Source organism: Collinsella aerofaciens (assembly GCF_039758815.1).
GTDB lineage: Bacteria > Actinomycetota > Coriobacteriia > Coriobacteriales > Coriobacteriaceae > Collinsella > Collinsella aerofaciens_BP.
Window position 1 is genome coordinate 69,073 of record NZ_JBDMSK010000007.1, and the last position, 23,951, is coordinate 93,023.

Annotated in this window: 20 protein-coding genes and 1 tRNA gene; 2 read left to right on the forward strand and 19 right to left on the reverse strand. The window is 62.4% G+C overall.

Translation table 11 applies throughout. From position 1 onward, the window contains the following. Window positions 1–71: 71 nt before the first annotated feature. The 18 genes from ABHT90_RS05205 to ABHT90_RS05290 all read right to left on the reverse strand — a co-directional run bounded on the left by ABHT90_RS05205 (window position 72) and on the right by ABHT90_RS05290 (window position 21,350). A tRNA-Sec gene (locus ABHT90_RS05205) sits at window positions 72–168 on the reverse strand. Window positions 169–204: 36 nt separating this feature from the next. Further along, window positions 205–2,172: a selenocysteine-specific translation elongation factor gene (gene selB, locus ABHT90_RS05210; protein WP_346981841.1), complete on the reverse strand. Its 1,968-nt coding sequence runs from the start codon at window positions 2,170–2,172 to the stop codon at window positions 205–207. Beyond that, window positions 2,169–3,626 carry an L-seryl-tRNA(Sec) selenium transferase gene (selA, locus tag ABHT90_RS05215; protein WP_346981842.1) on the reverse strand — a complete coding sequence of 486 codons (1,458 nt, stop codon included), beginning with the start codon at window positions 3,624–3,626 and terminating at the stop codon, window positions 2,169–2,171. The genes selB and selA overlap by 4 nt, the downstream gene beginning before the upstream one ends. A gap of 76 nt (window positions 3,627–3,702) precedes the next feature. Next, window positions 3,703–5,820, reverse strand: coding sequence for a molybdopterin-containing oxidoreductase family protein (locus ABHT90_RS05220; RefSeq protein ID WP_346981843.1), 2,118 nt, complete (start codon window positions 5,818–5,820; stop codon window positions 3,703–3,705). Between the two features lie 122 nt (window positions 5,821–5,942). Then, window positions 5,943–6,782: a formate/nitrite transporter family protein gene (locus ABHT90_RS05225; protein WP_346981844.1), complete on the reverse strand. Its 840-nt coding sequence runs from the start codon at window positions 6,780–6,782 to the stop codon at window positions 5,943–5,945. Between the two features lie 39 nt (window positions 6,783–6,821). Next, window positions 6,822–7,325 (reverse strand): hydrogenase maturation peptidase HycI, encoded by a 504-nt coding sequence (hycI, locus tag ABHT90_RS05230; RefSeq protein ID WP_346981845.1) that lies wholly within the window; start codon window positions 7,323–7,325, stop codon window positions 6,822–6,824. Beyond that, window positions 7,325–7,906 carry a formate hydrogenlyase maturation HycH family protein gene (locus ABHT90_RS05235; RefSeq protein ID WP_055286175.1) on the reverse strand — a complete coding sequence of 194 codons (582 nt, stop codon included), beginning with the start codon at window positions 7,904–7,906 and terminating at the stop codon, window positions 7,325–7,327. The genes hycI and ABHT90_RS05235 overlap by 1 nt, the downstream gene beginning before the upstream one ends. Then, a complete protein-coding gene (locus ABHT90_RS05240) occupies window positions 7,907–8,689 on the reverse strand; it encodes an NADH-quinone oxidoreductase subunit B family protein (RefSeq protein WP_346981846.1) in 783 nt (260 codons plus the stop codon). 2 nt (window positions 8,690–8,691) lie between these two features. Continuing rightward, the gene (locus ABHT90_RS05245) at window positions 8,692–9,408 is read right to left on the reverse strand and encodes a formate hydrogenlyase complex iron-sulfur subunit (protein WP_124786290.1); all 717 of its coding nucleotides are present in this window, start codon (window positions 9,406–9,408) and stop codon (window positions 8,692–8,694) included. A gap of 1 nt (window position 9,409) precedes the next feature. Beyond that, on the reverse strand, window positions 9,410–11,182 hold the full coding sequence (locus tag ABHT90_RS05250) for a hydrogenase large subunit (protein WP_346981847.1): 1,773 nt from the start codon (window positions 11,180–11,182) through the stop codon (window positions 9,410–9,412). A gap of 3 nt (window positions 11,183–11,185) precedes the next feature. After that, window positions 11,186–12,745, reverse strand: a complete 1,560-nt coding sequence (locus ABHT90_RS05255) for a hydrogenase 4 subunit F (RefSeq protein WP_346981848.1) — start codon at window positions 12,743–12,745, stop codon at window positions 11,186–11,188. Between the two features lie 3 nt (window positions 12,746–12,748). Then, a complete protein-coding gene (gene hyfE, locus ABHT90_RS05260; RefSeq protein WP_022095199.1) occupies window positions 12,749–13,402 on the reverse strand; it encodes a hydrogenase 4 membrane subunit in 654 nt (217 codons plus the stop codon). 13 nt (window positions 13,403–13,415) lie between these two features. Continuing rightward, window positions 13,416–14,873 carry a hydrogenase 4 subunit D gene (locus tag ABHT90_RS05265; RefSeq protein WP_022095200.1) on the reverse strand — a complete coding sequence of 486 codons (1,458 nt, stop codon included), beginning with the start codon at window positions 14,871–14,873 and terminating at the stop codon, window positions 13,416–13,418. A gap of 15 nt (window positions 14,874–14,888) precedes the next feature. After that, the gene (locus ABHT90_RS05270; RefSeq protein ID WP_346981849.1) at window positions 14,889–15,815 is read right to left on the reverse strand and encodes a respiratory chain complex I subunit 1 family protein; all 927 of its coding nucleotides are present in this window, start codon (window positions 15,813–15,815) and stop codon (window positions 14,889–14,891) included. 12 nt (window positions 15,816–15,827) lie between these two features. Then, the gene (gene hyfB / locus ABHT90_RS05275) at window positions 15,828–17,846 is read right to left on the reverse strand and encodes a hydrogenase 4 subunit B (RefSeq protein ID WP_215673407.1); all 2,019 of its coding nucleotides are present in this window, start codon (window positions 17,844–17,846) and stop codon (window positions 15,828–15,830) included. Next, on the reverse strand, window positions 17,839–18,456 hold the full coding sequence (locus ABHT90_RS05280) for a 4Fe-4S dicluster domain-containing protein (RefSeq protein WP_022095203.1): 618 nt from the start codon (window positions 18,454–18,456) through the stop codon (window positions 17,839–17,841). Before ABHT90_RS05280 ends, hyfB begins: the two co-directional genes overlap by 8 nt. Window positions 18,457–18,534: 78 nt before the next feature. Then, complete coding sequence (gene fdhF, locus ABHT90_RS05285) at window positions 18,535–20,757, reverse strand: formate dehydrogenase subunit alpha (protein ID WP_138112254.1); 2,223 nt, start codon at window positions 20,755–20,757, stop codon at window positions 18,535–18,537. A 74-nt stretch (window positions 20,758–20,831) separates the two neighbouring features. Next, window positions 20,832–21,350 carry a 4Fe-4S dicluster domain-containing protein gene (locus ABHT90_RS05290; RefSeq protein WP_022095206.1) on the reverse strand — a complete coding sequence of 173 codons (519 nt, stop codon included), beginning with the start codon at window positions 21,348–21,350 and terminating at the stop codon, window positions 20,832–20,834. 428 nt (window positions 21,351–21,778) lie between these two features. On the opposite strand from ABHT90_RS05290, the gene ABHT90_RS05295 reads away from it, so the two are divergent. Beyond that, entirely contained in the window at window positions 21,779–22,102 is a 324-nt protein-coding gene (locus ABHT90_RS05295) for a type II toxin-antitoxin system RelB/DinJ family antitoxin (protein WP_138112252.1), read from the forward strand. Continuing rightward, window positions 22,095–22,550 carry a type II toxin-antitoxin system VapC family toxin gene (locus tag ABHT90_RS05300; protein ID WP_346981850.1) on the forward strand — a complete coding sequence of 152 codons (456 nt, stop codon included), beginning with the start codon at window positions 22,095–22,097 and terminating at the stop codon, window positions 22,548–22,550. Before ABHT90_RS05295 ends, ABHT90_RS05300 begins: the two co-directional genes overlap by 8 nt. A 110-nt stretch (window positions 22,551–22,660) precedes the next feature. On the opposite strand, the gene ABHT90_RS05305 is transcribed toward ABHT90_RS05300, so the two are convergent. After that, window positions 22,661–23,662: a hypothetical protein gene (locus ABHT90_RS05305; protein WP_346981851.1), complete on the reverse strand. Its 1,002-nt coding sequence runs from the start codon at window positions 23,660–23,662 to the stop codon at window positions 22,661–22,663. Window positions 23,663–23,951: the final 289 nt, after the last annotated feature.

Genomic DNA, 23,951 nt, shown 5'->3' on the forward strand with positions numbered 1-23,951 from the left:
CCCATGTAAAAACAAAACAGCGCCTTTGCGGCACGCAGCAAGACCGCGAGCACAAAAGCGCTGGTAGCGTATGGCGGGAACGTATGTGAATCGAACACATCCAAGACGTTTTGCACGCCTCGCAACGGTTTTGAGGACCGCGGAGCCCACCGGAGCCCATCCGTTCCCAAGTGCGGAGGTATTTTACCAAACCGAGCAGCCAATCTAGCGCAGGGAGCGCAGGCCGCCGGCTTCCTTGTCGAGCACCGTAAAGCGCACGGCATCCAGGTGCTCCAAGATGCTGATGGCGCGTTTGCGCGACACGCCCAGGGCCTCGCGCAGCACGCTCGTGGTGGCAGCGCCGCCGGCTGCCTCAATGGCGGCGGCGACGAGTTCGCGCGCATGGGCCTCGGCGGCAGCGGACAGGGCAACGTCGCGCTCGACCTTCACGATCGAGCGGTTGAGCGAAAGCTCGCGCAGGGCACGCGTCATGGTGTCGCGATCGAGCTGCAGCTGCTCGCCCACCTCGGGCAACGTCGGTGCATCGAGGCCAGCTTCGTCCAGCAAGGCAACGATACGTTCGCAAGCCTCTCGCACCACGCGTGCCGCCGCGGCGGCCGAATGCGGATCGAATACCTCGGCGCCCTCGGCGGCGCACACGCCACGCGAGCAGCCCTCGGCAATCAGAGCCGCGGCAACGCCTTCATCAGCGGCAGGCCACGCAGCATGGGCAACGGCGCCGGGCGTAAAGCCCGTCTCCTTGGGAGCCGCCGCGTGCATGGCTGACAGGGTCGCCGCCAGTGCATCCATCGCGGCGTCGAGCGCGGAAGAATCTGCATACAGCGAGCCATCCGAGCCTGCAAGCGCGCAAGCAGCGCCCTGCGCCACCAACCCGCGCAGTGCGGCATCGACCTCGCCGATACCAAGATCCAAAGCCTCGGCAACATCAACCGCCGTAACCGGCAGCGTCTGCAGCGCCAGCCATGCGCCCACACCGCCCGCGATATCGCCGGACTCGAGCGCCGCATACAGTGCACGCTCTCCTTCGACAAGCTCGCGCGATCGACGGCAGCGCGAAAGCAGCACGCGCCCACCGCCAATAAGCATCACGGGCGAATAGGACAGCACCACGGCATGGTCTCCGGCTCGCAGCGGCAGCGGCTCCTCCACGCGCACCTGCACGGTACGGGTCTCGCCCACCGCCATGGGGGCCTCGCCCTCCATGAACATGATGCGACCGACCACCTCGGCCGTACCCGCCATCACGTGCACACGCGCACCCGACTCGAGCACACGCGGCTTGGCTCCCTCGCGACCCAAATACGTAAACGTCATCATAAAGCGCATCGTCTGCCCAAAGCGGCCCGCCACGCCGAGCATCTCACCGCGATCGAGCGCGGCGACATCATCGCCCACCAAGTTGAGTGCCACGCGCTGTCCCGGCAGTGCTCGCGGCGTATCGCCATGCACCTGAATCCCGCGCACGCGACAGACTGTACGCGACGGCAAAGCCATCAGCTCGTCGCCCACCGCAACCGGCGCATCGTGCAGCGTTCCCGTCACGACGGTGCCGACGCCCTTGATCGTAAAGCAGCGGTCGATGGGCAGACGCGGCGCGGCATCGGTGAACTCGGAACGGTCGCGGCAAGCATCCCAGCAGGCACTTACCTGCTCGTCGAGCACCGCAAGCAGCCCGTCAATCCCCTCGCCTGTCTTGGACGACACAGGCACGATCGGCGCGCCCGCAAACACGGTACCCGACAAAAAGTCATCGACATCAAGCTCGGCAAGCTCGGTCATCTCGGCATCGGCCAGGTCGCACATAGTCAGCGCCACCACCATGTGTGTGACGCCCAGCAGCTCCAGCACATGCACGTGCTCGCGGGTCTGCGGCATCACGCCCTCAACGGCAGAGACCACCAGCACGGCAACGTCAATGCCCGTGGCACCCTGCACCATGGCGCGCAGGTAATGCGCGTGGCCCGGCACGTCGACCAGGCCAACGATCTTGCCACTCGGCAGCGCCAGCTCGCCAAAGCCCAGCTCAACGGTCATGCCGCGGCGACGCTCAACCTCCAGACGGTCGGGATTCTTGCCGGTCAGTGCCTCGATCAGTGCCGACTTACCGTGGTCAACGTGGCCCGCCGTACCAACGATAACGGGACACTCCACCAGCGACTGAAACTCACTCATCGAGCAATCGCCTTCTCAACGCACGCGACGAGCGTCGACGCCGCCGTCTCGATATCGCGGTCGCCCACAAGCGTACGGACGTCAAACAAAATGCGATCGTGCGAGGTTCGCGTGACGACCGGCGTATCGAAGTCTTGAACGAGCGAGCGCTTGAGCGCGTCGACAGACAGGCGCCCGTCGACCGGGCAGACGGCCACGCACATGGTGGGCAGCTCGACGGTGGGCAGCGAGCCGCCGCCGGGAGTCGACGACTCCTCGACGATTTCCACCTGCACGGCACACGGGCAGCCAGCCTTATCGAGGCCCGCCACCATCAACTCGCGCAGCTTGCGTGCGCGACGCTCCAGATGAGCCTGCGGAAGCGTGAGCATGTTGAGCACCGGAATATCGCGATGGGCAACATCGGCGCCATCCATGTAGATACGCAGCGTGGCCTCGAGCGCCGACAGAGCCAGTTTGCCCGGGCGCAGGGCACGCATAAGCGGATGTGACCCGCAGGCCTGGACCAGATCGCGACGGCCCATGATAATGCCTGCCTGCGCGGCACCGAGCAGCTTATCGCCCGAGCACGACACCAGATCGAGCCCTGCCGCGACCGAAGCCGACGTGGGTTCCTCACCGCCGCGCACCAGGATGTCATCGGGCAAAAGCGCGCCCGAACCCTGGTCCTCGTAGAACAACAGACCATGCTTGTGGGCCAGGGCGGCAAGCTCCCGAGAGCCCACTTCCTCGTGAAAGCCCTCGATGCGATAGTTGGAAGGATGGACCTTGAGGATCATGGCCGTATCGGGCGTAATGGCTTGCTCATAATCTGCCAGGTGCGTGCGGTTGGTGGCTCCGACCTCGACGAGCTTGGCGCCCGAAGCCTCCATTACATCGGGGATGCGGAAGCTGCCGCCAATCTCGACAAGCTCGCCGCGGCTGACGATGGCCTCCTTGCCCGCGGCATGGGTTGCCAACACCAACAGCACGGCGGCGGCGTTATTGTTAACGACCAGCGCGTCCTCGGCACCGGTAAGCGAGCGGATGAGCTGCGCGGCATGCTCCTTGCGCGACCCGCGCGAACAGGTGCCCACGCTGTACTCGAGTGTGCTGTAGCCGCGCGCGACCTCGGCCACGGCCTTAGCGGCCGACTCCGCGAGCGGGGCTCGACCCAGATTGGTATGGATAACCACACCCGTGGCGTTGACGGCGGGACGCAGGCTCGGCAGCGCGGAGCGATGCGCACGCCACTCGATGGCCGAGGCCAGCTCGCGCTTAGAGCGCGGAGCGGCACCGGCGCGAATGGCGGCGCGCTCCTCGTCGAGCTCAGCCGTGACGGCGGCATGCACCACCGCGTCGCAGGTCTCCCCCGCCGCCTTCACAACCGGCCACTCTGCGAGCAGCTCGTTGACGGAAGGAATAGCGCGAAGGCAGGCGCGTACCTCATCGGACATGTTCTGGCTATCGCTCATGTGCGACCTTTCAAAACCAAAGGTGAATCAATCGTTCGAACGTCAAACTATCAGCCAATTCGATCGGCTGAGTCAATCAATCGCTATTATCCTCGCGTGCCGCGATCTTTTCCACGCGAACGGCGTTTTCCTGGGTGAGCGCAGCGCCCGTCAACGGGTCCCAACGCAACGGCGTATGGTCGAGCGGACCCACGCCCAAGGCTTGAACGCCACCGGCATCGGCGCCAAACGAACGCCCGCCGGGAGCGGCCGAGGTGAAGATGCACGCCGGATGCAGATACGGCGTCGTCTCCACGCGCACGCGGTCGCGGCCCATATCGCTCACGAGATCGACGACCTCGCCGTCGGCGATGCCCATGTGCGCAGCAGCATCGGCATTCATCTGCACGGCGTCCAGGTCCGATCCAGCCTCGGCGGCACCTTGGGCAGCGAGCCTGCGCGAAGTATGCGACTCAAAGGGACGGTTGCCGCTAATGAGGCGAAACATCCCCGGGCCAGGCTCCACCATCGGCGCGATCCAGTTGGCCACACGACCCATGCCGGCTCGCTCCCATACGTCGCTTGCCAGCGCGATCCTGCCGCCGTTCAAGGGGATCACAGGCTCGCCCGTACGCGACGGCAACGCAACACCCGTGTCGGCCCAGCCGCGCTCCTTGAGCTCGTCCAGATTGATCCCAAAAGGCGCCACCTGGGCAGCCGCCAGATCGTCGGACGTAAACCGAAAGTACTCACCCACGCCACACGCCTGCGCCAGACCGGCAAATATCTCCCGACCGGGACGTGTGTCGTCATGCTGCACAGGCAGCACGGCGTTGCGGTAGAACACCCGCGAATCGTTGGTACCCACAACTGTGCCCGCACCGCGGTCGGCCTCCAGATACGTCACGTCGGGCAGCACGAAGTCAGAAGCACGCGCTGTCTCGGACCAGCGAATATCAATCGTCACGAGCAAGTCGAGCTGCTGCAAAATACCCAACCAAGCCTGCGCATTGCCATAGCCCGCGCCGGGATTGCTGGCGTAAACGATCAGCCCTCGCAGGTCCCCGGTAAGAATCGACTGACCGATGGTCGTGCACAGACCGCGCACCGGATCGACCAGTGGATAGCGCTCGGACCCCAACTTGGGCCCACGCGGCACCGACGGCGTCGCGAAACGCACAGGGTCCAAGTCGCCCAGTACAAGCGGTGTGGGCGGATTGAGCGCACCGCCCGCATGTCCAATACAGCCCAGCAGCACATCGACCAAGCAGATAGCGCGCGCGGTCTGGGTACTATTGGCATACGCGATACCGATGCCACCATGAAAGCCCGCATCCACCACGGCGGCAGGCGCGGCGGATGCGAGATCGCGCGCCGTGGCGGCAATCTCTGCGGCCGGCACGTCGCACATCGACTCGGCCCACTCAGGCGTCCAGACAGCAGCTGTCTGCGCCAGCTCGTCAAAGCCCGTGGTATAGCGGGCAACAAACTCGTGGTCGTATAAGCCCTCGGCAATGAGCACATGCGCAATGCCCAGCAGCAAGGCCAGGTCGCAGCCCGGGCGCACGCGCAGCCAGCGGTCGGCAAGCGCAGCCGAGCCACTGCGCCGGGGGTCGACCACGATAATCTTCGCCCCACGTCGACGGGCATCGTTGAGCGCATCAACGGCCCCCATCGTCGACGAATCGACAATGGAACGCCCCAGGTACATGATGCAGTCGGTATGCGCCAGGTCGGAGGCGGGGCTGTAGCCCAGGCTGTGCTCCCAACCGGTCAGTCGGCTTACCTCGCAGGCGCCATCGGCACCGTATACGTTGGGCGAGCCCAGGGCATGCATAAAACGATACGCCCAGTAGCGGTCGAACGAGGGCACGCCGAGCGTCATGCCCAACGCGCGCGGACCATGCCCGTCAACAATCCCCCCAAGGCGCGCCGCAATCTGCGTGAACGCCTCGTCCCACGAAATCGCATCGAACCCCGAGCCATCCTGGCGGCGTCGCATGGGGTGCAAAATCCGGTCGCGCTCGTCAAACGGCATAGACAGGCGATGCCGACCGCGGGCGCACAGGGCACGCGCCGCGCACGGATGCCCCGGCACCGGCAGCTCGGCCACCACACGCCCATCCTCAACGCGTGCCGTAAAGGCGCAATCGGCATAGCATCCCCCGCATGTGGTCACCACGGCGCGACCGTCACGCTTCACAGCAGATGCCATCTCGATTACCCCTTTCATCAGCCAAACACAACAGGCCAACAGCCCGCCAACGAGCCCCAGACCCAAAAAGCCTCCCGCACGGCAACGCCCCGCGGGAGGCCCAACGTCAAACAGACGGTACTTTACGCCTCGGACTTCTTGGCATAGATAAACCAGTAGCCGAGCGCGACCAGAACCGCGCCGCCCACGATGTTGCCCAGCGTGGCGGCGGACAGGTTAAACGCAATGCCCGCAGCGTTGAGCGCATCGGCGCCGGCGACGTCGGCGCCATAGCCGCACGCGTGCATCACGGCACCCATGGGCAAAAAGTACATGTTGGCAACGCAGTGCTCAAAACCGCAGGCCACAAAGGCGGCGATGGGCAGCAGAATGCCCACAACCTTATCGACCACGGTCTTGCCGGCGGTACCGATCCACACGGCCAGGCACACAAAGATGTTGCACAGGATGCCGCGGAAGAAGATCGTCACCCAGTCGACCGTCACCTTGCCGGCGGCGACGCTCACCATGGAATTGGCGACCGCCTCGCCGTTGAGCTTGTAAATGCCGGCCATGTACACCAAAAAGACGATGAACAGGGCACCGGCAAAGTTACCAAGCCACACGACGAGCCATGCCTTGAGCATCTGAGCCAGGGTGATCTTTTTGCTCTTGAGCGCGCAGACCATAAGCGAGTTGCCGGTGAACAGCTCGGCGCCGCACACCAGCACGAGCACCAGGCCCAGGCAAAAGCACAGGCCGCCCACGACACGCTGAGCGCCCCAGCCCAGCGTGCTATCGCTCAAGAACACGGTAAAGAACAGGCCGCCGAAGGCAATGAACGCGCCGGCGAACATTGCCAACAGAAAGGCCTTTGCGACCGGCAGGTTGGCCTTGGTCACGCCGGCGGCCTCGGTCTTGGCCTCGATCGCGGCGGGCGCCAGGCAATCGGGAGCGGGGTACTCCACCTTGGAATCTGCCATGTCAATCACTTCTTTCCTAATCAGCAGGGACAAGCGCTCCTATTGCTCTTGCCCCAAGCGGACAAAGTGGGAAAAGTCATTGGCGGCCACGGCGTCGTACACGGCGTCGACGGCGTCAAAGACTTCCGGGGACATGGGGTTGTAGAACTCCGTGTCGCCCGGCTGAATCCCAACGAAGACGATATCATCACACGATTGCTCAATCTCTTCGATCAGAATCGACAAAGGAAGCGAATGCGTGGTGAACATCGACTTGCGGGCCACATCGCGCTTGTCGAGCAAGCGGATGGACCCGACGGGCAGTGCCATGTCGGCGGCATCGACCAAGACCAGGCGAGGCGGACGCTCGCGCTTGACCTCGATGATGTCGTCCTCGGGCGTTTGGCCGCCGTCGATGGTGTACCAACCGGCAATGGGTGCGTCTTCCATCTTTTTGGAGAGCACGGGGCCGGCGGCATCGTCGGCACGCAGCACGCTTCCCGCCGTGAGCACGATACCCGCAAACGGGGCGCCGTTCACACGTCCATCCACAACGTGACCCATTACTGCAACCTTCCCGTCAGATACACGCCCGACACATCGCGCACGCGCTCAACCAAATCGCGGAACTTCATCAGAAACGCGACCTGCTGGGCATGCAGGCCAAAGTCGTCGTCGAACACCGAGATGCCGGCCTTGGCCGACCCGCGAAAACCGCGCTCGTCGAGCAGCGTGTCGCAGGCCTCGAGCAGCGACGGCACCGCCGCCTTGTCAAGCTGGCACTCGCCAAAGGAGCGGATGGCCTCGAACTTGGTCTTGGCCTCCCCCTCCGGCAGCGCGTCGACGAGCGAATAGAAGACATCCACCGGCACCGACAGGCGCGGCTCAAAGCAATCGAGCACGCCGGTGTGGTGGCCCACGGCGAGCGTGTAGTACAGCACGTCGCAGGCCTCCTGGGGAACGTCTTCCTCGGTCTCCACAAACTTACGCGTGAGCTCATAGAAGACCACCTGGTCGGGCGCATGGCCCAGGCAGGGGTCGGCGACGCCCTCGGCGGCCTCGTCGCTTGCGCGCGAGGCATCGCCAAAGGAGCCGCCGAGCATACCGGGGCCCGCAAAGTAACCAGAGCGGTCCGTGAGCTCCATCTAGTGACCTCCGGCCAGCACCAGATCCTGCAGCGCCGAGTAGACCTCAACGCGGCGCGGATCGTCCTGCTTGTCGATGAGCAGCGCCATGGCACCTCGGATATCACCCTTGGGCGCGTCCTCGAGCGCATCCATAAACTCGTTGGCCAGGTCGCGGCCGTAACGGTAGCCGCTCATGGCGCGAGCCTCGCGCTCGATGGCAACGCGCAGCTTGTACGGCACGCCGGGGTGCAGGATATCGGCCTGCTCGCCGGCGGCCTCCACCGTGGTCTCGGCATGGAGCTTTTGGTCCAGCAGACCGAGCGCCATGGCAAAGCCGTAGACGGTCTGCGCGGGGCTGGGCGGGCAGCCGGGGATGTAGACGTCGACCGGCAGAATCTTGTCCGTGCCGCCCCAGACGCAGTAGTTGTCGTAGAAGATGCCACCGGTGCAGCCGCACGCGCCATAGGACACCACGATCTTGGGATCGGGCGCGGCCTCAAAGGCACGCAGGGCCGGCATGCGCATGGCACGCGTCACAGCGCCGGTGTACAGGAGCACATCGGCGTGACGGGGCGAGGGCACGACCTTGATGCCAAAGCGCTCGACGTCGAAAACGGGCGTGATGGAACCGAAGATCTCGATCTCGCAGCCGTTGCAGCCGCCACAGTCAACGCGGTAGACGTACACCGAGCGCTTGATCTTCTTAAGAAGGGTCGCCTTGGCCTTCTCGATGCTCTCGTCGAGCTCGATCTTGGTCGGGCGGTACTGAAGCCGCTCGGGCAAAAGCGTGGGTTCGGCCATGGTTACTCCTCCTTCGTATCAAAATCCATGATGATGCCCTCGACCGGCGCCGGACCGGCGGGAATCTCGGGCGCATCGGGGTTGAGCTCGCGGTCGATATACTCCGGGTTCACGCCGTGGCCGCCCAGATACTCCATGCCGGGGCCCTGGGGCTCGCCGGACGCAAGCGTCTCGTTGGCAGCCATGCCGGCAGCGTTGCCGGTCTTTACGGCCGAGGCGGCACGCAGGGCGTCGAGCTCGCGCTTGCACTCCTGGCACATACCGACGGTACGGGCGGCCTGCTCGGCCTCCATGCCGCCGGCCTTTTGCAACAGGCGCTTGGCGTAGTCGATCTCCTTGTGCGGGGCAAACGGCTTGCCGCAACGCGAGCAGTGCTCGAGCGTATAGACGCTCTTGCTGGTGAGGTCGTCCTTGCTCATGACGGCCAGCTCAAACTCCTCGGTGAGCTTGATGGCCTCCATGGGGCAGGCCTCCTCGCAGCGGCCGCAGAAGATGCAGCGACCGTAGTCGATCGACCAGGTGATGGTATCGGCCGCAAGGTCGGTGTCCATGCGAATGGCATCGGCCGGGCACGCCACGCCGCAGGCTCCGCAGGCGATGCAGAGCTCGGCGTTGTGCTCGGGCTTGCCGCGCATGTCCTTGTTGGTGGGAAACGGCGCAAACGGGTACTTGACCGTCGCGTCGCCGGCCTTGGCGTTGACCTTCCAAAGCTTCAGCATATTAGAGCGCCTCCTCATCGAGCGGAGCGGCCATGGTGCCCTCGCCCGCAAGCGGCGACTTGTCGCGCCAGACATTCTCGAACTGCTCCTTGTCGAGCACGTGGTCGCGCTTGGCGGCGACATCGGTCACCGTCACGCGGTCGGTGCAGGAGTAGCACGGGTCGAGCGAGCCGACGATCAGCGCCGCGTCGCCCACGGTGTTGCCGCGGAACATGTAGCGCAGGACCGGCCAGTTGCTGTACGTAGCGGCCTTGGCGCGCCAGCGGTAGCACTTCTGGTTATTGCCGAGCATCGCCCAGTGCACGTCCTCGCCACGCGGCGCCTCGGTGGCACCGATGGCGTACTTGTGCGGGGTGTACTCCCAATCCGTGGTGAGGATGGGGCCCGACGGGCAGTTCTCGAGCATGGTCTCGATCATGTCGATCGAATCGTAGACCTCCTGGATGCGCACGGCGGTACGGCCGAAGGCATCGCAGGTGTCGGCCGTAGCGGCGTGCATCTTTTGGACATCCGGATCGGCATAGCCGTCGAAGGGATGATCAAAGCGCACGTCGCGGGCATAGCCCGAGCCACGCATGAGCGGGCCGACCGGCGAGAAGTCACGTGCAATCTTGCGGTCCAGAATGCCGATACCGCTCGTACGCTCAATAAAGTTGGGCGTGGAGAGCAAGACGTCGACGAGCTCCTGAACCTCGGAGCGCAGCTGGTGGATGGTCGTGAGCGTGGAGAGCTTCTGCTCGGCCAAAATGTCGCGACGCACGCCGCCGATCACGTTGAGACCGTAGGTCTTGCGGTGACCGGAGAGCTTCTCGGCCAGGTCCATGGACTTCTCGCGGACGCGGAAGAACTGCTGGAAGCCGGAGTCGAAGCCCGTGTAGTGCGATGCGAGGCCAATATTGAGCAGGTGCGAGTGCAGACGCTCGACCTCGAGCATGATGGCGCGGATGTACTGGGCGCGCGGCGGGACATGAATGCCCTGGGCGCGCTCGACGGCCTCGGCGTAGGCCACCGAGTGGGCGCAGCCGCAGATGCCGCAGATGCGGTCGGCGAGGAACGTCACGGCGTCATAGTTCAGGCGCATCTCGGCGACCTTCTCCATACCGCGGTGCACGTAGAACAGACGGTAGTCGGCGTCGACGATCGTCTCGCCCTCAACGAACAGGCGGAAGTGGCCGGGCTCGTCGGAGGTAATGTGCAACGGGCCCATGGGGACAAGCGTGGTCTCCTTGCCCTTGGTATCGGCCAAGAACTCGTAGTTTTCCATGTCGCTCGCGGGAGCGGGACGGAAACGGTAGTCCATGGAGTCCTTGCGCAGCGGGTACAGGCCGCTGGGCCAATCGTCGGGCAGCACCAGGCGGCGACGATCGGGCAGGCCCTCGGGGATCAGGCCGAACATGTCGCGCAGCTCGCGCTCGCCCCACACGCAGGCGGGGACGAACGGCGTCACGGACGGGAACGTCATCTTGGCGGGATCGACCTCGGTGCGCACGGTCACCCAGCCGGGATCCTCCCCCTCCATGGAGATGACGTAGTACACGGCGTAACGGCCGCACAGGCTGCGCTCATCGTTGCCGATGATCACGGGAATCCAGCCGTAGCGCTCGTAGTACAGGTAGTGGACGGCCTCGGGCAGCTTGTCCTGCTTGACGGTAATCGTCAGCTGGTCCTCGCACTGCCACTCGACCTTCTCGATGCAGCCCGGAACGGCGCGGCGCAGGGCCTCGACATGGCTCTCGCAGCGACGGGCATACACCTTGTTCTCAGTTTCAATCATTCGTTACTCCACCTCGCTCTGAGCGGTCTCGGTACCGAACACAGCGCGGTACATCGGCGTCGCGTGAAGTTCCTCGGTGCTCTGCTCGAGCACGATGCCGGTCGCGGTCTCCACACCGTGCACGAGAGGCAGCGGGGTGGCGATGCCAAACCACAAGATCATGACGGCCAGGATGACTTCGGGGATAAGCATGAGCGCCGGGGCCTCATGCTTGCCCATGCCCTGGGGCGCATGGCCGAACACCGACTTGAGTGCGATGCGGGTGAGCGCGGAGATGGCCACGGTAAGACCGAGGGCGACCACGACGACCAGCCACATGGGACCGGCGGTAACACCGGCGACAAAAGTCAGGAACTCGGAGATAAACATGCCAAAGGGCGGGAAGGCACCAAGACCGAGCAGCGCCAGGACGGCGAGCGCGGCGGTTGCGGGCGCAACCTCGACGACGCCCTGGATCTTAGCCAGGCTACGCGTGCCAAAGGCGTGCTGGATGTTGCCGGACACGCAGAAGGCAAGCGTCTTGGTGAAGCCGTGGAACACGCAGTGCAGCAGGGCCGCGGCGATACCCAGCGGGCCACCGATACCCAGGCACAGGGCGATAACGCCCACGTTCTCCACAGACGAGTACGCAAAGCGGCGCTTGAGGTCGTCCTGGCGAAACATCGAAAGTGCCGCCACCAAAATGGACAGCGTGCCGACGATCAGCAGCAAAAGTTGCGGATACTCGGCGCCCACGGCCTGGATAGTAAAGCCGTAGAAGCGCATGATCACAAGCATGGCGCACTTAAGCAGCACGCCCGAGAGCAGGGCCGAGACGGGGCTCGGGGCCTGGGAGTGGGCATCGGGCAGCCAAGTGTGCATGGGGAACAGGCCGGCCTTGGTGCCAAAGCCGATCACGATAAACGCAAAGGCGAGGCGCATGAGCGTCGGGTCGAACTGGTCGGCATACGGCAGCACGCACGACAGGAACGCGGCCTCGTGGGCGTTGGGAATCACGTCGGCGGCGTTGGCGTAGATGAGCAGCGTACCGAACAGGCCAAAGGCCACGCCGGCGGTGCAGACCATCGCATACTTCCAAGAAGCCTCGAGGGCCGTCTTGTTCTTGTAGATACCCACGAGGAACACGGTGGAAAGCGTGGTTGCCTCCACGGCGGCCCACGTGAGGATCATGTTGTTGGACAGGCACGCGAGCAGCATGGTGAACACAAACAGGCTAAACAGCGCGAAATACTGCTTGGCGCGCTCGGCGGGCATGGAGCCCTCCTCGATATCGGCCTTTACATAGGACAGCGAGAACAGCCCGGTAAGAAAACCGATAAAGCCGATGAGCAGCACAAAGATGGCGCCCAGCGAATCGAGGTGGAACCACAGGCCAAGAGCGCTCGCGGTGTCGCCGCTCATAAGGACGTCACCGGCCGTCATAATCGACAGCACCAGGACGGCTGCGACGGAGACCAGGTTGAGACCGGCAAACACGTTATAGGACGTGTTCTTGGGCAAAAACGCCATGACCAGCGAGAACACCAAAGGAGTCGCGAGCAGGGCGAGAATCAACGTTTCCATGGACTACCCCCTCAGCTCGGACAGGTCGCGCGCATCGAGCGAGTGGGAGTCGTCCCAAATGCGACGCACGACGATGGACATGATGATGACGGCAAAGATGGCGTCGGTGGCGATACCGATCTCGATGATCTCGGGAGCGGTGGGGGCCAAAAGCGCGAGCGTCACGTGGCTGCCGTTTTCCATAAGGCAGTATCCAAAGATCTGCTTCATGATGTTGCGCTGCGAGATGATGCAGGTGAGGCCCACAAAGAAGTGAGCGAAGCTAATGGCGAGCGCAGGAGTTGCGACCTCGGCCGTGGGCAGGCTGATCTGCGTCACGACGGCAAAGCAGATCGCGACCTCGACGGCGATGATGCAAATGGCCCACGCGGGCTTAAGGCCGGCCTTGAGCGATGCGTCGCTCGGCTCGCCCATCTTCTTGTATGCGCGGTTGAGGATATAAGGGACCAGGACGACCTTGGTGATAAAGGCAGATCCGGCCCACATGAGCAGCTCCTGCGCACCGGTGGTGGCACCGAGCGTGGCGAGCAGCCCCACGAGCACCAGCGACTGCACCGCATACCAGTTGATGGCATGTTTGATGTTCTTGGAGACGACCACCATGGTGGACGTGACGATCAGAAGGCCGCCAAGGATGTTGACGATCGAATAACCCATGTCGTTCTACCTCCTAACCGATCCAGCTGGCCGAAAGCGGGCCACTGACGATGACCATGATGATGAGCACGATGAACACGAACGCCATCGCGCGGGGAAGCGGGGCTCCCGCAGCGACCTCTTCGCTCGGCTCGCCGGGCAGGCAATAGCCCATCCACTTGAGGAACCAGGCAAAGGTGGCGACGGTCTCGGCGACCATGATGCACACGAGCACCAGGATCGCCACGTTGCCGGCACCCACAGAAAAGCCGCCGGCGATGATCTGGAACTTCGAGAAGAACGTGTTCATGGGCGGCACGCCGGCAATGGCGAGCGCGGCGACACCAAAGCCCACGCCCGAGATCGGGTACTTCTTTACGATGCCGCGAAGCTTGGGCAGCATACGCGTACCGAGCGTAAAGGAGAACGAACCGGCGATCAGGAAGAACAGCGTCTTGGCGAAAGCGTGGTTAAAGATGTGGCACACGGCACCGTCAAAGGCCAGCTGGCTGCCAAAGACCGAAAGGCCCAGACCAAAGAACACGTAGGAGAGCTGGGCGATCGTGGAGAAGGCCAGCAGGCGCTTCATGTCCTTTTGCGGCAGGTACATAAGGAAACCAAAGAGCATGGTGACCATGGCGTCGATAATGGCGACCCAGCCAACGATCTCGGGAATCTCGCCGGCAGAGACGAGTGCACGCGCGAACACGCACACGCCGACCTTAACCATCGAGGCGCCATGCAGGTAAGCCGAAACAGGCGTCGGCGCCTCCATGGCCGAAGGCAGCCACATGTACATGGGAACCTGTGCGGACTTGGCCCAGGCCGCAAACAGCACGAGCAAAAGGACGATAGCCTTGAGCTTGGCGTCGAGGCCGGCAATCGCGGTAATGGCGAAGGTGCCGGTGTGGGCAAACACGATGGCGGCGCCCAGATACAGGCCGAGCGCACCGATATGCGTAATGATCAGGGCCTTCATGCCGGCCTTCTTGGCCGTAGGCGTCATGTAGTAGCTAATGAGGCCCCAAGAGCACGCACCCGTGATCTCAAAGAACACGAGCTGGCCCAAAAGGGTCGAGCTGTACACGAGACCGGCCATGGCGCCGATGAAGGTCGCGAGGTACGCGTAGAAGCGACGACGCGGTGCGTCGGGATGCTCACGGTTATTCTCGCTCATATAGGGAATCGAATAGATCACGACAAGCAGGCCGATACCCACAAAGGCGGGCGCGAGCAGCGTGCTCATGCGATCGAAGGTGAATCCCATGACGAGGGTCTGCCCAAACGAGATCAGGGGGACCTGCGTGTCGGGCATGCCGGCGCCAGCGAAATTCGCGGCGAGGGCGATGGTGCAGACCGTCGAGACGGCGGCACCCAAAACGCTGAACCACTTGGCGTACGGACGGGGGAACAGGGCGACGAGCACCGAGGCCACCATCGGGGCCGCGATAGCGACCAAGCCGAGAAGGGACAGACTGACTGCAAATGACATTGTTTCTCCCTTCTCCTACACGCCGACGACCACGAAGACAAACGCCAGAACGGCGATGCCCACGACGGCCCAGGTCTGATTGCCAAGCACCTTAAAACGCGAGCGCGAGCAGGAGTTCTCGATCACGCCGCATACGACAAAATCGATCAGGCACTTCACCAGGAAGATGACTGCACCCAGAACAGCGGCGGCGCCCACGGTCGCAGGCTCGCCCCAGGGGACGAAGATCGCGCAGAACCAGGCGACGACCAGGACCTGCTTCATGGACATGGCGAGCTTGGCAATCGCAAGCGACGGGCCGGAAAGCTCGGCGAGCGGGCCCTCCTGAAGCTCCTGCTCGGCTTCGGCCTGATCAAACGGCAGCTTGCCGAGTTCCATGTAGCAGGCAATCGCAAAGGCGATGCCGGCGAGGATTACGGCGACCGGCGCGTCGATGGCGCCCGTCATGATGTGCTGACCCATGGTGGCGATGTCGGTGGAACCGCACACCAGGGCGGCGGCAAACAGCGCCAGCAGCATGGACGGCTCGATGAGCACGCTCATGAGCAGCTCGCGGACGCCGCCGATACCGGCGTAGGCGTTGGACGAATCCACGCCGCAGAGGGCGAAGAAGAAGCGGGCGAGCGCCAGGCTGTACATGATGGTGATGGCGTCACCAAAGACCGGGATGGGGCTTTGCGCCGTAAAGAGCGGCAGGCCCATCGCGAGCATAAAGGCGACGGCGAAGAACAGCGGCGGCATAATGCGCAGCGCAAAGCTCGCGTCCTCGCTCTGGGACTCGGGGCGCGCAAAGAGCTTGGCCAGGTCGCGATAGTCCTGCATGATGCTGGGGCCGCGACGGTTGTGCATCTTGGCGCGGATCACGCGGCCGAGACCGGAGAAGAACGGCGCGACGGCCATGACGACCACGCCCTGCAGAACGGCAAGTACGATGTTGTTCATGCTCTCCCCTCCTTAACCCATTTGCACGGCGAGCACGAGGAACACCACGAGTGCCGCGACGATGTAGCAGATATAGATGCTGTAGTTGCCACCCTCGAGCTTAGTCGCGAGGTCGGCGAGCTTCTCGACACCCTTATGCGGGGCATCGACGAGAACCTTGTCGGGTACGGGCTCCACAGCCTCGGCCACACCGGTGAGCTTCTGGAAGAAGTGCGCGATGGACCAGCAGACAGCCGTGCAGCGGTCGCGCAGCGTGTAGAGCGGCTGCATAAACCAGGACACCTCGGAGGCAAAGGTCGTGGCCACGACGGGCATATGCTCGTTGGGAGCATAGCCGCATGCCCACGGCTGGGACTTCTGCACCTTGCCGACGGTCTTGAGCTTGCGATAACCGCAGGCAAGACCGACGAGCACCACGAGCGCAATAGCGATCGCGGGCGTGGAGGTGGCAGCGCCGGAGTACTGGTTCATGAGCTCCATGCCCTCGGCGGCAAACACGCCGCCGTACGGATGCAGCACGGACGCGGCGACATCGACCAGCACGGGCGCGATCACGGGAGCGCCAATGCCCAGCACGACGCAGATGGCCGCGAGCAGGCCCTGCGCGAACACCATGGGGGCGGGAACCTCCTTGGCATTGGCCGCAGCCTCGGAACGGGGCGCGGAGGCAAAGGAGACGCCATAGGCCTTGACGAAGCACGTGACAGCCAGCGCGCCGGTAATGGCAAGCGCGACGGCAGCGAACACGGCCACGATCATGACGGCCTTGTCGCCCTGCATGGCGGCATTAAACAGCGACTGGTAGGTAAACCACTCGGAAACAAAGCCGTTAAAGGGCGGGATGGCCGAGATGGCAAGCGCGCCAACGAGGAAGCAGATGGCCGTTGCCGGCATACGACGGAACAGGCCGCCCATCTTCTCCATATTGCGCGTACCCGTGGAGTACAGCAGCGCACCGGCGCCCAAGAACAGCTCGCCCTTAAACATCGCGTGGTTAAACGTGTGGTAGAGGGCGGCCATCAGAGCCAGGACGGCGATACCGACCGAGTTGAGCGCCATGGCGGCCATGGAGGCACCGACGCCGAGCAGAATGATGCCGATGTTCTCGACGGAGTGATAGGCCAGCAGGCGCTTGATGTCATGCTCCTGCAGGGCGAAGGCCACGCCGAGAACCGACGAGATCGCACCGAAGACCATGACCATAAGGCCCCACCAAACCTGAACGCCCGAGGCGGAGAGCAGGTCGAGACCAACCTTGAGGATGCCGAAGATACCGATCTTGATCATGCCGCCGGACATGAGGGCCGACACGTTGGACGGCGCCTCGGGATGTGCCTTGGGCAGCCAGCCGTGCAGCGGGATGATACCGGCCTTGGCGCCAAAGCCAAAGAAGGCGAGCACGAAGCACACGGATGCGACCGCGGGGCTAAACTGCGTAGCGCGGAAATCCGCAAAGGCAAACGAGCCACCGGCGAAGTTGGTCATGGTGAGGAAGCTCGCCATGATGAGCACAAAGCCCACGTGTGCGATCACAAAGTAGAGCCAACCGCCGTGGATGGAATTCTCGTTCTCCTCGATCACGACCAGGAAGTACGAGGTCAGCGACATGAGCTCAAAGGCGACCAGGAACCAAAACACGTTGTCGGCGGTGATGACGAGCATCATGGACGCCACGAAGGTGTTAAAGAAGAAGCCAGCGCGGCCCTTTTTGCCCGGGTACTCATCAAAGTAGTTGAGACCGTAGATCGAACCGGCAAACGCGAGCACCGAGATGAGCGCCACGAACAGGCCGGACAGCTGATTGAGCAGCAGCTGGAAATGGGCAAACGGGAAGAACACGATGGTGTCGACCGACGTGACATCGCCCAGCACGGCCTGGATACCGGCCACAAACGAAAGCACCGCGGCGACGGCGCCGATAAGGCAGCCGGCGGTTTTGGCGGCGTTATCGGCCTTGATCAGCAGAACCGAGGCGAGCGCACCGATGCACGAGACGGCAAGCGATGCGATAAACAGCGTCATGCTATCCATTGTTTACGCTCCCTTCTGCTTTCTCGGACAGGCCCTGGGCCACAGCGGTAACGTCGACGACTGGACCGTTTTCGATCGAGCGCAGGCGCTTGGCCTCGTCGAGCTCGCGATCGGCCGCGCCGCCCATGACGGTCAGCGCCTTGGTGGGGCACGCCGCCACACAATGCGGGCCGTCCGGATCGAAGGCACACAGGTCGCACTTGACGGCGCAGGTGTACTGGCCAGGAGCCCACGTAAGCAGGCTGCTCAGGGACTTAGGATACGAAGGCGTCGGGTCGCACATGCCTGCGACACCGGCGATAGACGTGCCATCGGGATGAATGGCTCCGAAGGGGCACGCGATGGCGCACAGCCTGCACCCGATGCACTCCTGCTCCTTGACGTGGATGCGATCGCCATCGTGCTCGATGGCATTCACCGGGCAAACCTCGGCGCAGGGAGCACCCTCGCAATGGTGGCAGGCAAGGGCGGCCGAAATACCGCCGGTCTTCACGAGCGCCAGGCGCGGCGTATCCTGAAGACCCTGCATCCGGTGGGCGTCGGCACAGGCGGACTGGCATGTTCCGCAGCCGATGCACCTCTCCGGGTTGATGTCGATGAAGCGGTTCATCCCCACTTCCTTTCAAAATAACGGGCCGGGCTCCCGAACGTACGGGACGCCCGGCCCAAAAAGCCAACGAGAACGGGACTACACGATTTGGTTCACGTGCGCCTCGTCGTCGAACTTGGCGGCGCCGGGCTCAACGTCCTGAGGAGCGGCGGCGTCCACCAGAGCCTGCTTGAGCTCGGTGTACTGACGCTCGACCTCGCCCTCGGCCCAGACCTGGTCGGCAATGGCGTCGACCTGGCAGGCGGAGAACTTGTCCTCGGGCGTGTGCGAGACCGGGTCGACCTTGTGCATGGTCAGCTCGTTGCACTTGCCGATCCACCACTGGTAGGTCATATAGACCGTGCCCTTGTTGATACGGTCGCTCACGTCGGCGCGGCTGTATACCTGGCCGCGGCGGCTGTGAATCGAGACGATGTCGCCGTTCTTGATGCCGCGCGCCTGGGCGTCCGCGGGATTCATGCGGACAAAACCGGGCTCGTCGGCAAGCAGCGCCAGCGTCTTGCAGTTGCCGGTCATCGAACGGCAGCTGTAGTGGCCGACCTCGCGGACGGTGCACAGGATGAGCGGGTACTCATCGTCGGGAAGCTCGGAGGGCGCCTCCCAGTCGTGCGCCATCAGGTTGGCGCGGCCGTCCTTGGTGGTGAACTTGCCACCAGCGAACATGTCGGGCGTACCGTGGTCGTTCACATCGGTGCTCTTGACGGGCCACTGGGCGTAGCCGCCCTCGGGAGCCATCTTCTCGTAGGTCGCGCCCACAAAGTTGGGGCACAGGCTAATGCACTCGTTCCAGATCTGCTCGGTGTTGTCGTAGTGCATGGGATAGCCCATGCGCGTGGACAGGTCCGCGAAGATCTCCCAGTCGTGACGGCACTCGCCCTTGGGCGGAACGGCCGCGTCAAAGTGCTGGAAGCTACGGTCGGATGCAGTAAAGACACCCTCGTGCTCGCCCCAAGAGGTAGCGGGCAGGATGACGTCGGCGAGCATGGTCGTCTGCGTCATAAAGATGTCCTGGCAAATGAACAGATCCAGCTCGGAGAGCGTCTTGCGCATACCGGCCGAATCGGGCTCGGTCTGCACCGGGTCCTCGCCGTAGTTGTAGAAGCAGTGCACCTTGCCCTCGTCGACCAGGTGGCCCAGGTCGGTGAGCTTGTAGCCCTCCTCGAGCGGGAGCTTTTCCTCGGGCACGCCCCAAGCCTTGGCAAACTTGGCACGCACCGCCGGGTCGGTGACCTTCTGGTAGCCAGGGTACAGGTTGGGCAGCATGCCCATATCGCAGGAGCCCTGGACGTTGTTCTGGCCACGCACGGGCGCGAGGCCGGAATTGGGTTTGCCGATCTGGCCGGCAACGCAGGCGATGGAGGCGATGGTGTGCACCGTCTTCAGGTTCTGCTTCTGCTGGCATACGCCCATACCCCAGCCAATGATGGCAGAGGGCTTCGCCGTGGCGTACATCTCGGCAGCTTGGTGGATCAACGCGGGCTCGACACCCGTGATGTCCTGTACGGATTCGGGAGTGTAGTTCTTGATGGTCTCCCACCATTCGTCAAAGCCGTTCGTGTGCTCGGCGACGAAATCCTTGTCGTAGAGGCCATCGTTGACCAAGCAGTTTGCAAAGGCGTTGAGGAACGCAACGTTGCAACCGTTCTTGATCGGAAGGTAGAGATCGGCGATACGCGCGGTTTCGATATGGCGCGGATCGGCGACGATGATCTTGCAACCCTTTTCTTTGGCTCGCACGATACGCCTTGCGACGATGGGGTGCGAATCGGCAGGGTTATAGCCGAAGAGGAAAATGCAGCCCGCATCCTCCATACCGGGGATGGAGCATGACATGCAACCTGAACCAACCGTGTCCATCAGACCGAGGACAGTAGGGCCGTGTCAAGTACGGGCGCAGTTGTCCACGCTGTGGGTGCCGATGCACGCACGCGTAAACTTCTGCATGACGTAGTTCGCCTCATTGCCGCCGCCTCGCGAAGAGCCGGTGGTCATGACAGCGTTAGGACCATATTCGTCAATTATGGCCTGCATCTTAGATGCGGTGAAATCCAGTGCCTCGTCCCAGCTTACGCGCTCAAGATCCGCGCCCTTAGTGCGGCGGATCATCGGGTGCAGTACGCGAGGAGTCAAGATCTTGGTGTCGTTGATGAAGTCGTAGCCGCTCATGCCCTTAAGGCACAGCTCGCTCTGGTTGGTGATGCCGTTGAGCGGTTCGGTGCCCACGACCTGGCCGTTTTGGACCAGGAGGTTAAACTGGCAACCGGCGCCGCAGTACGGGCAGATCACTTTATGCTTCTCCATGACACCCTCCTTCCTTTTTCTGCTACCGAATGCTCGGTACTTATTTGACAATCATTGGGCCTGTCGCCCGACGCTTACGCCTCGTTTTCGATGGTGGCGCGGGCACGCTCGGCAGTCAGTTCTGCCAGACGCTCCTCGTCTACCAGGGTGAGGCCCTTGGTCGGGCATGCCTCGGCACACGCCGGACCGCCGGGACGGTCCACGCACAGGTCGCACTTGAGCACGAAGCTCTTAGTCTGCGAACCGACGCGAACGTCACCCATCAAGACGGGGACCTGCGTGGTCGCCACGCTCACGGCGCCAAAGGGGCATGCCATGACGCAGCTCTTGCAGCCAATGCAGTTGTCCTCGTTGACGCCGATGCGATGGTTCTTTGGATCAAAGAACAAGGCGCCCGTAGGACAAGCCTTGGCGCACGGGGCATCCTCGCAGTGATGGCAAGCCACCGGTGCGGAGATCTCGTACGTACGCGTCACGCGCAGGCGCGGCGCGGCGATGTTGCCGGGAATATCGTGTGCCTCGATGCACGCCGCCATACAGGTTTGGCATCCAATGCAGCGTGAAGAATCAGCCACGACTCGTTTATTGCCCATGTTGTTCACTCCCTCCTGAATCCCATGCCGGAGAGACCCTGTCGACGTTGCCCCAAGCCGCCCGTGGCCTGGCGTCGGCATATCGAATGCATGCGGCGAAACAGACACTCGGTAGAATTTCTCCAACGGTATACAGGTTGAATATACGCAGTTGCAGGGGGCAAACTTGAGCATAACCCCTGCAATACGGGTGTATTGCAGGGGTTTTGGCAGGTTGGAATTATTCTCTAGAAGCTATAAAGGTGAGTGTATTACATGCGTACATCCAAGGGAGATTTCACGCTCGTTTCTGAAAGATGTAGTACGTTTGTAATATCGTTTACACTCAATTACTCTAGTGCAATAAAGTAGTGGTTGTAAGATTGGCTATTATTAGCCGATGTTGTATTTGACTATTCAAATTGCACGCTCATTAAGGGAGGCCAGTGATGTCATCGACTCAAAAACGAGCCATCCTGCAGGTGCGCATTCGCGAGGAAGACAAGCAGCATGCCGAGCGTCTCTACGACGCCATGGGCACATCGCTCGCCGAGGCTGTCCGTCTATTTGTCGCGCAGAGTATTTTGATGCGCAAGCTCCCATTTCAACCGGTCGCCGTGCGCTCCAAGGACGGCACGGCCGCCTATGGACTGCTCAAAGCATACGGGGACCCCAATCGCCGCTCCGAGGAGCGCAATGCCTGGATTGAATACCTAGCCACAGAAAGCGACGAGTCGGTTTTGGGTCCCGAGGAAGTAGATATCCATGAGTAGCACCATCATCGACGAGACCGTCATCCTTCGCTACCTGCTTAACGACGACGAGGTCCTGTCACCGCGCGCCGCCAAGGTCATCGCCACGCGCACCGCACGTGTCTACCCCGAAATCATCACGCGCGTCGTGGTCACGCTGCGCGACGTCTATAAGGTTCCCCGCGTTGAAATTGCTGCGGCCATGAAAAGGCTGCTCGATGACGTCATGGTCGACGAGCCCACCGTTGTCGCCCTTGCCGTCAAACTCTTCGGCAAGACCCATATGGACTTTACCGACTGCCTCCTCGCAGCCCGAACCGCCATCTACAACGATGATGTCGTGAGCTTTGGCAAGCCCATCATCCAAGGCATGATCGATTACCGCCGTAAACGCCAAACCGCCGCCGACGCCCGCAGCCGAAGCACCGACTCCACCATCGACAAGCTCCGCCACCGCCCCCGCAGCTAACCCCATCCCAACCTAAGTTGCGGTGAAATACAGACTGATTTATGCCTTTAAAGGCCTCAACAGTCCGCATTTCACCGCAACTTATTGAAGGTGGACCGCGAACGATTTCGCTATCGGGATTCGGCGTAGGGTTTTGTTGTCGGAATGCCGTAACCGCGCATCATGGCACCGAACGATTCTACGTCGTAGGTGTCCGAGAGTTTGAAATGAATGATGTTGTGGCCCATGGCGCGAAGGTTCGCGTCGCGCATGAGGGCCGCTCGATACGTTTTTGCCGCCGCCTGCTCGGGATCATTTTGAGCCTCGTCTTCAAACTTGCCTAGCCCATGCAGCTCTGCCAGCGTCCATGAGCCGTCTGGCATCTGCCAACCATAATCTGCTAGATAATAGCCAGCGTTTCCCGGTCGTGTTATCTCAACTTGAAGCTCAGGCGCGGCAACCCCAGCAAGAATCATCGCTGCTCTCGCCTCGGACTCGCCGCCATTATCTGACCTGCCGTCCATAAACTCGAACACGCCAAACGCACGGGCGATGCCATGCAAACCGCGGCAATTGGCCTGTGCATACGCACACAGCTCTTCGCGATCGACATCGTACTCACGGGCCAAGCCATCGACATAGCCCAGCGCATAGCGAAAGGCGCTCGTTCGGGCGATATCAACAACCGTTCGATACGGATCCGTCAGTGTAAACAGACCGAGCCGCCACACCTCGCCCGCCCGCCAGCGCTTGTATTCAACGAACTCATACGTATCACGCCTTGTAGACCGTGGCAGCAGCACTTGCACTTTATCCAGAAGCGTATACGCCGAGCCGATGCCGTAGAGCAGCGCTGCCGTCGATCCGCAAAACACAACATCCGGTTCAACGACCGCAATAGCGGATGCCAGCTGAAAAATGCGATTTTCAATCCCAAGATTATTCCAATAGACCGGATCCGCATACACATGGTTGTAAAGACGAAGCATGAGCTCTTCCTGCATAAGCTCGCGCGCACGGCGTTCATCCCAAGGATCAATTGTTATAAGCAGCTGACTATCTTGATGAATTCCGAGGGCCGAGAATAGCATCCTTGCATATGATTGCGGAAAATGTTTGCCTTTATCGAGCATGGCCAACCCCATAACCATCACGGCGGAGAGAATACCATTACGCTATCGCATGCTTCCGTCCGCAGGCCTTGCCAAAAGCTGACCAAAAGCTTGACGCCGCAGGTCAGAGCTTCAAAAAATATTTCCACTCTCGGTAGACGGTCGCTACGACCCTCCCAACGGCATCAAAATCCAACCTTACAAATAGTTGCGGTGAAATACGGACTACATGGGGTCGCGCGCGCAGACGTGGTGTAAGAGTGTCCTGAGGTCCGTCGCTGCAAGTCCCGATGTTACTCCTTCTTGAGGC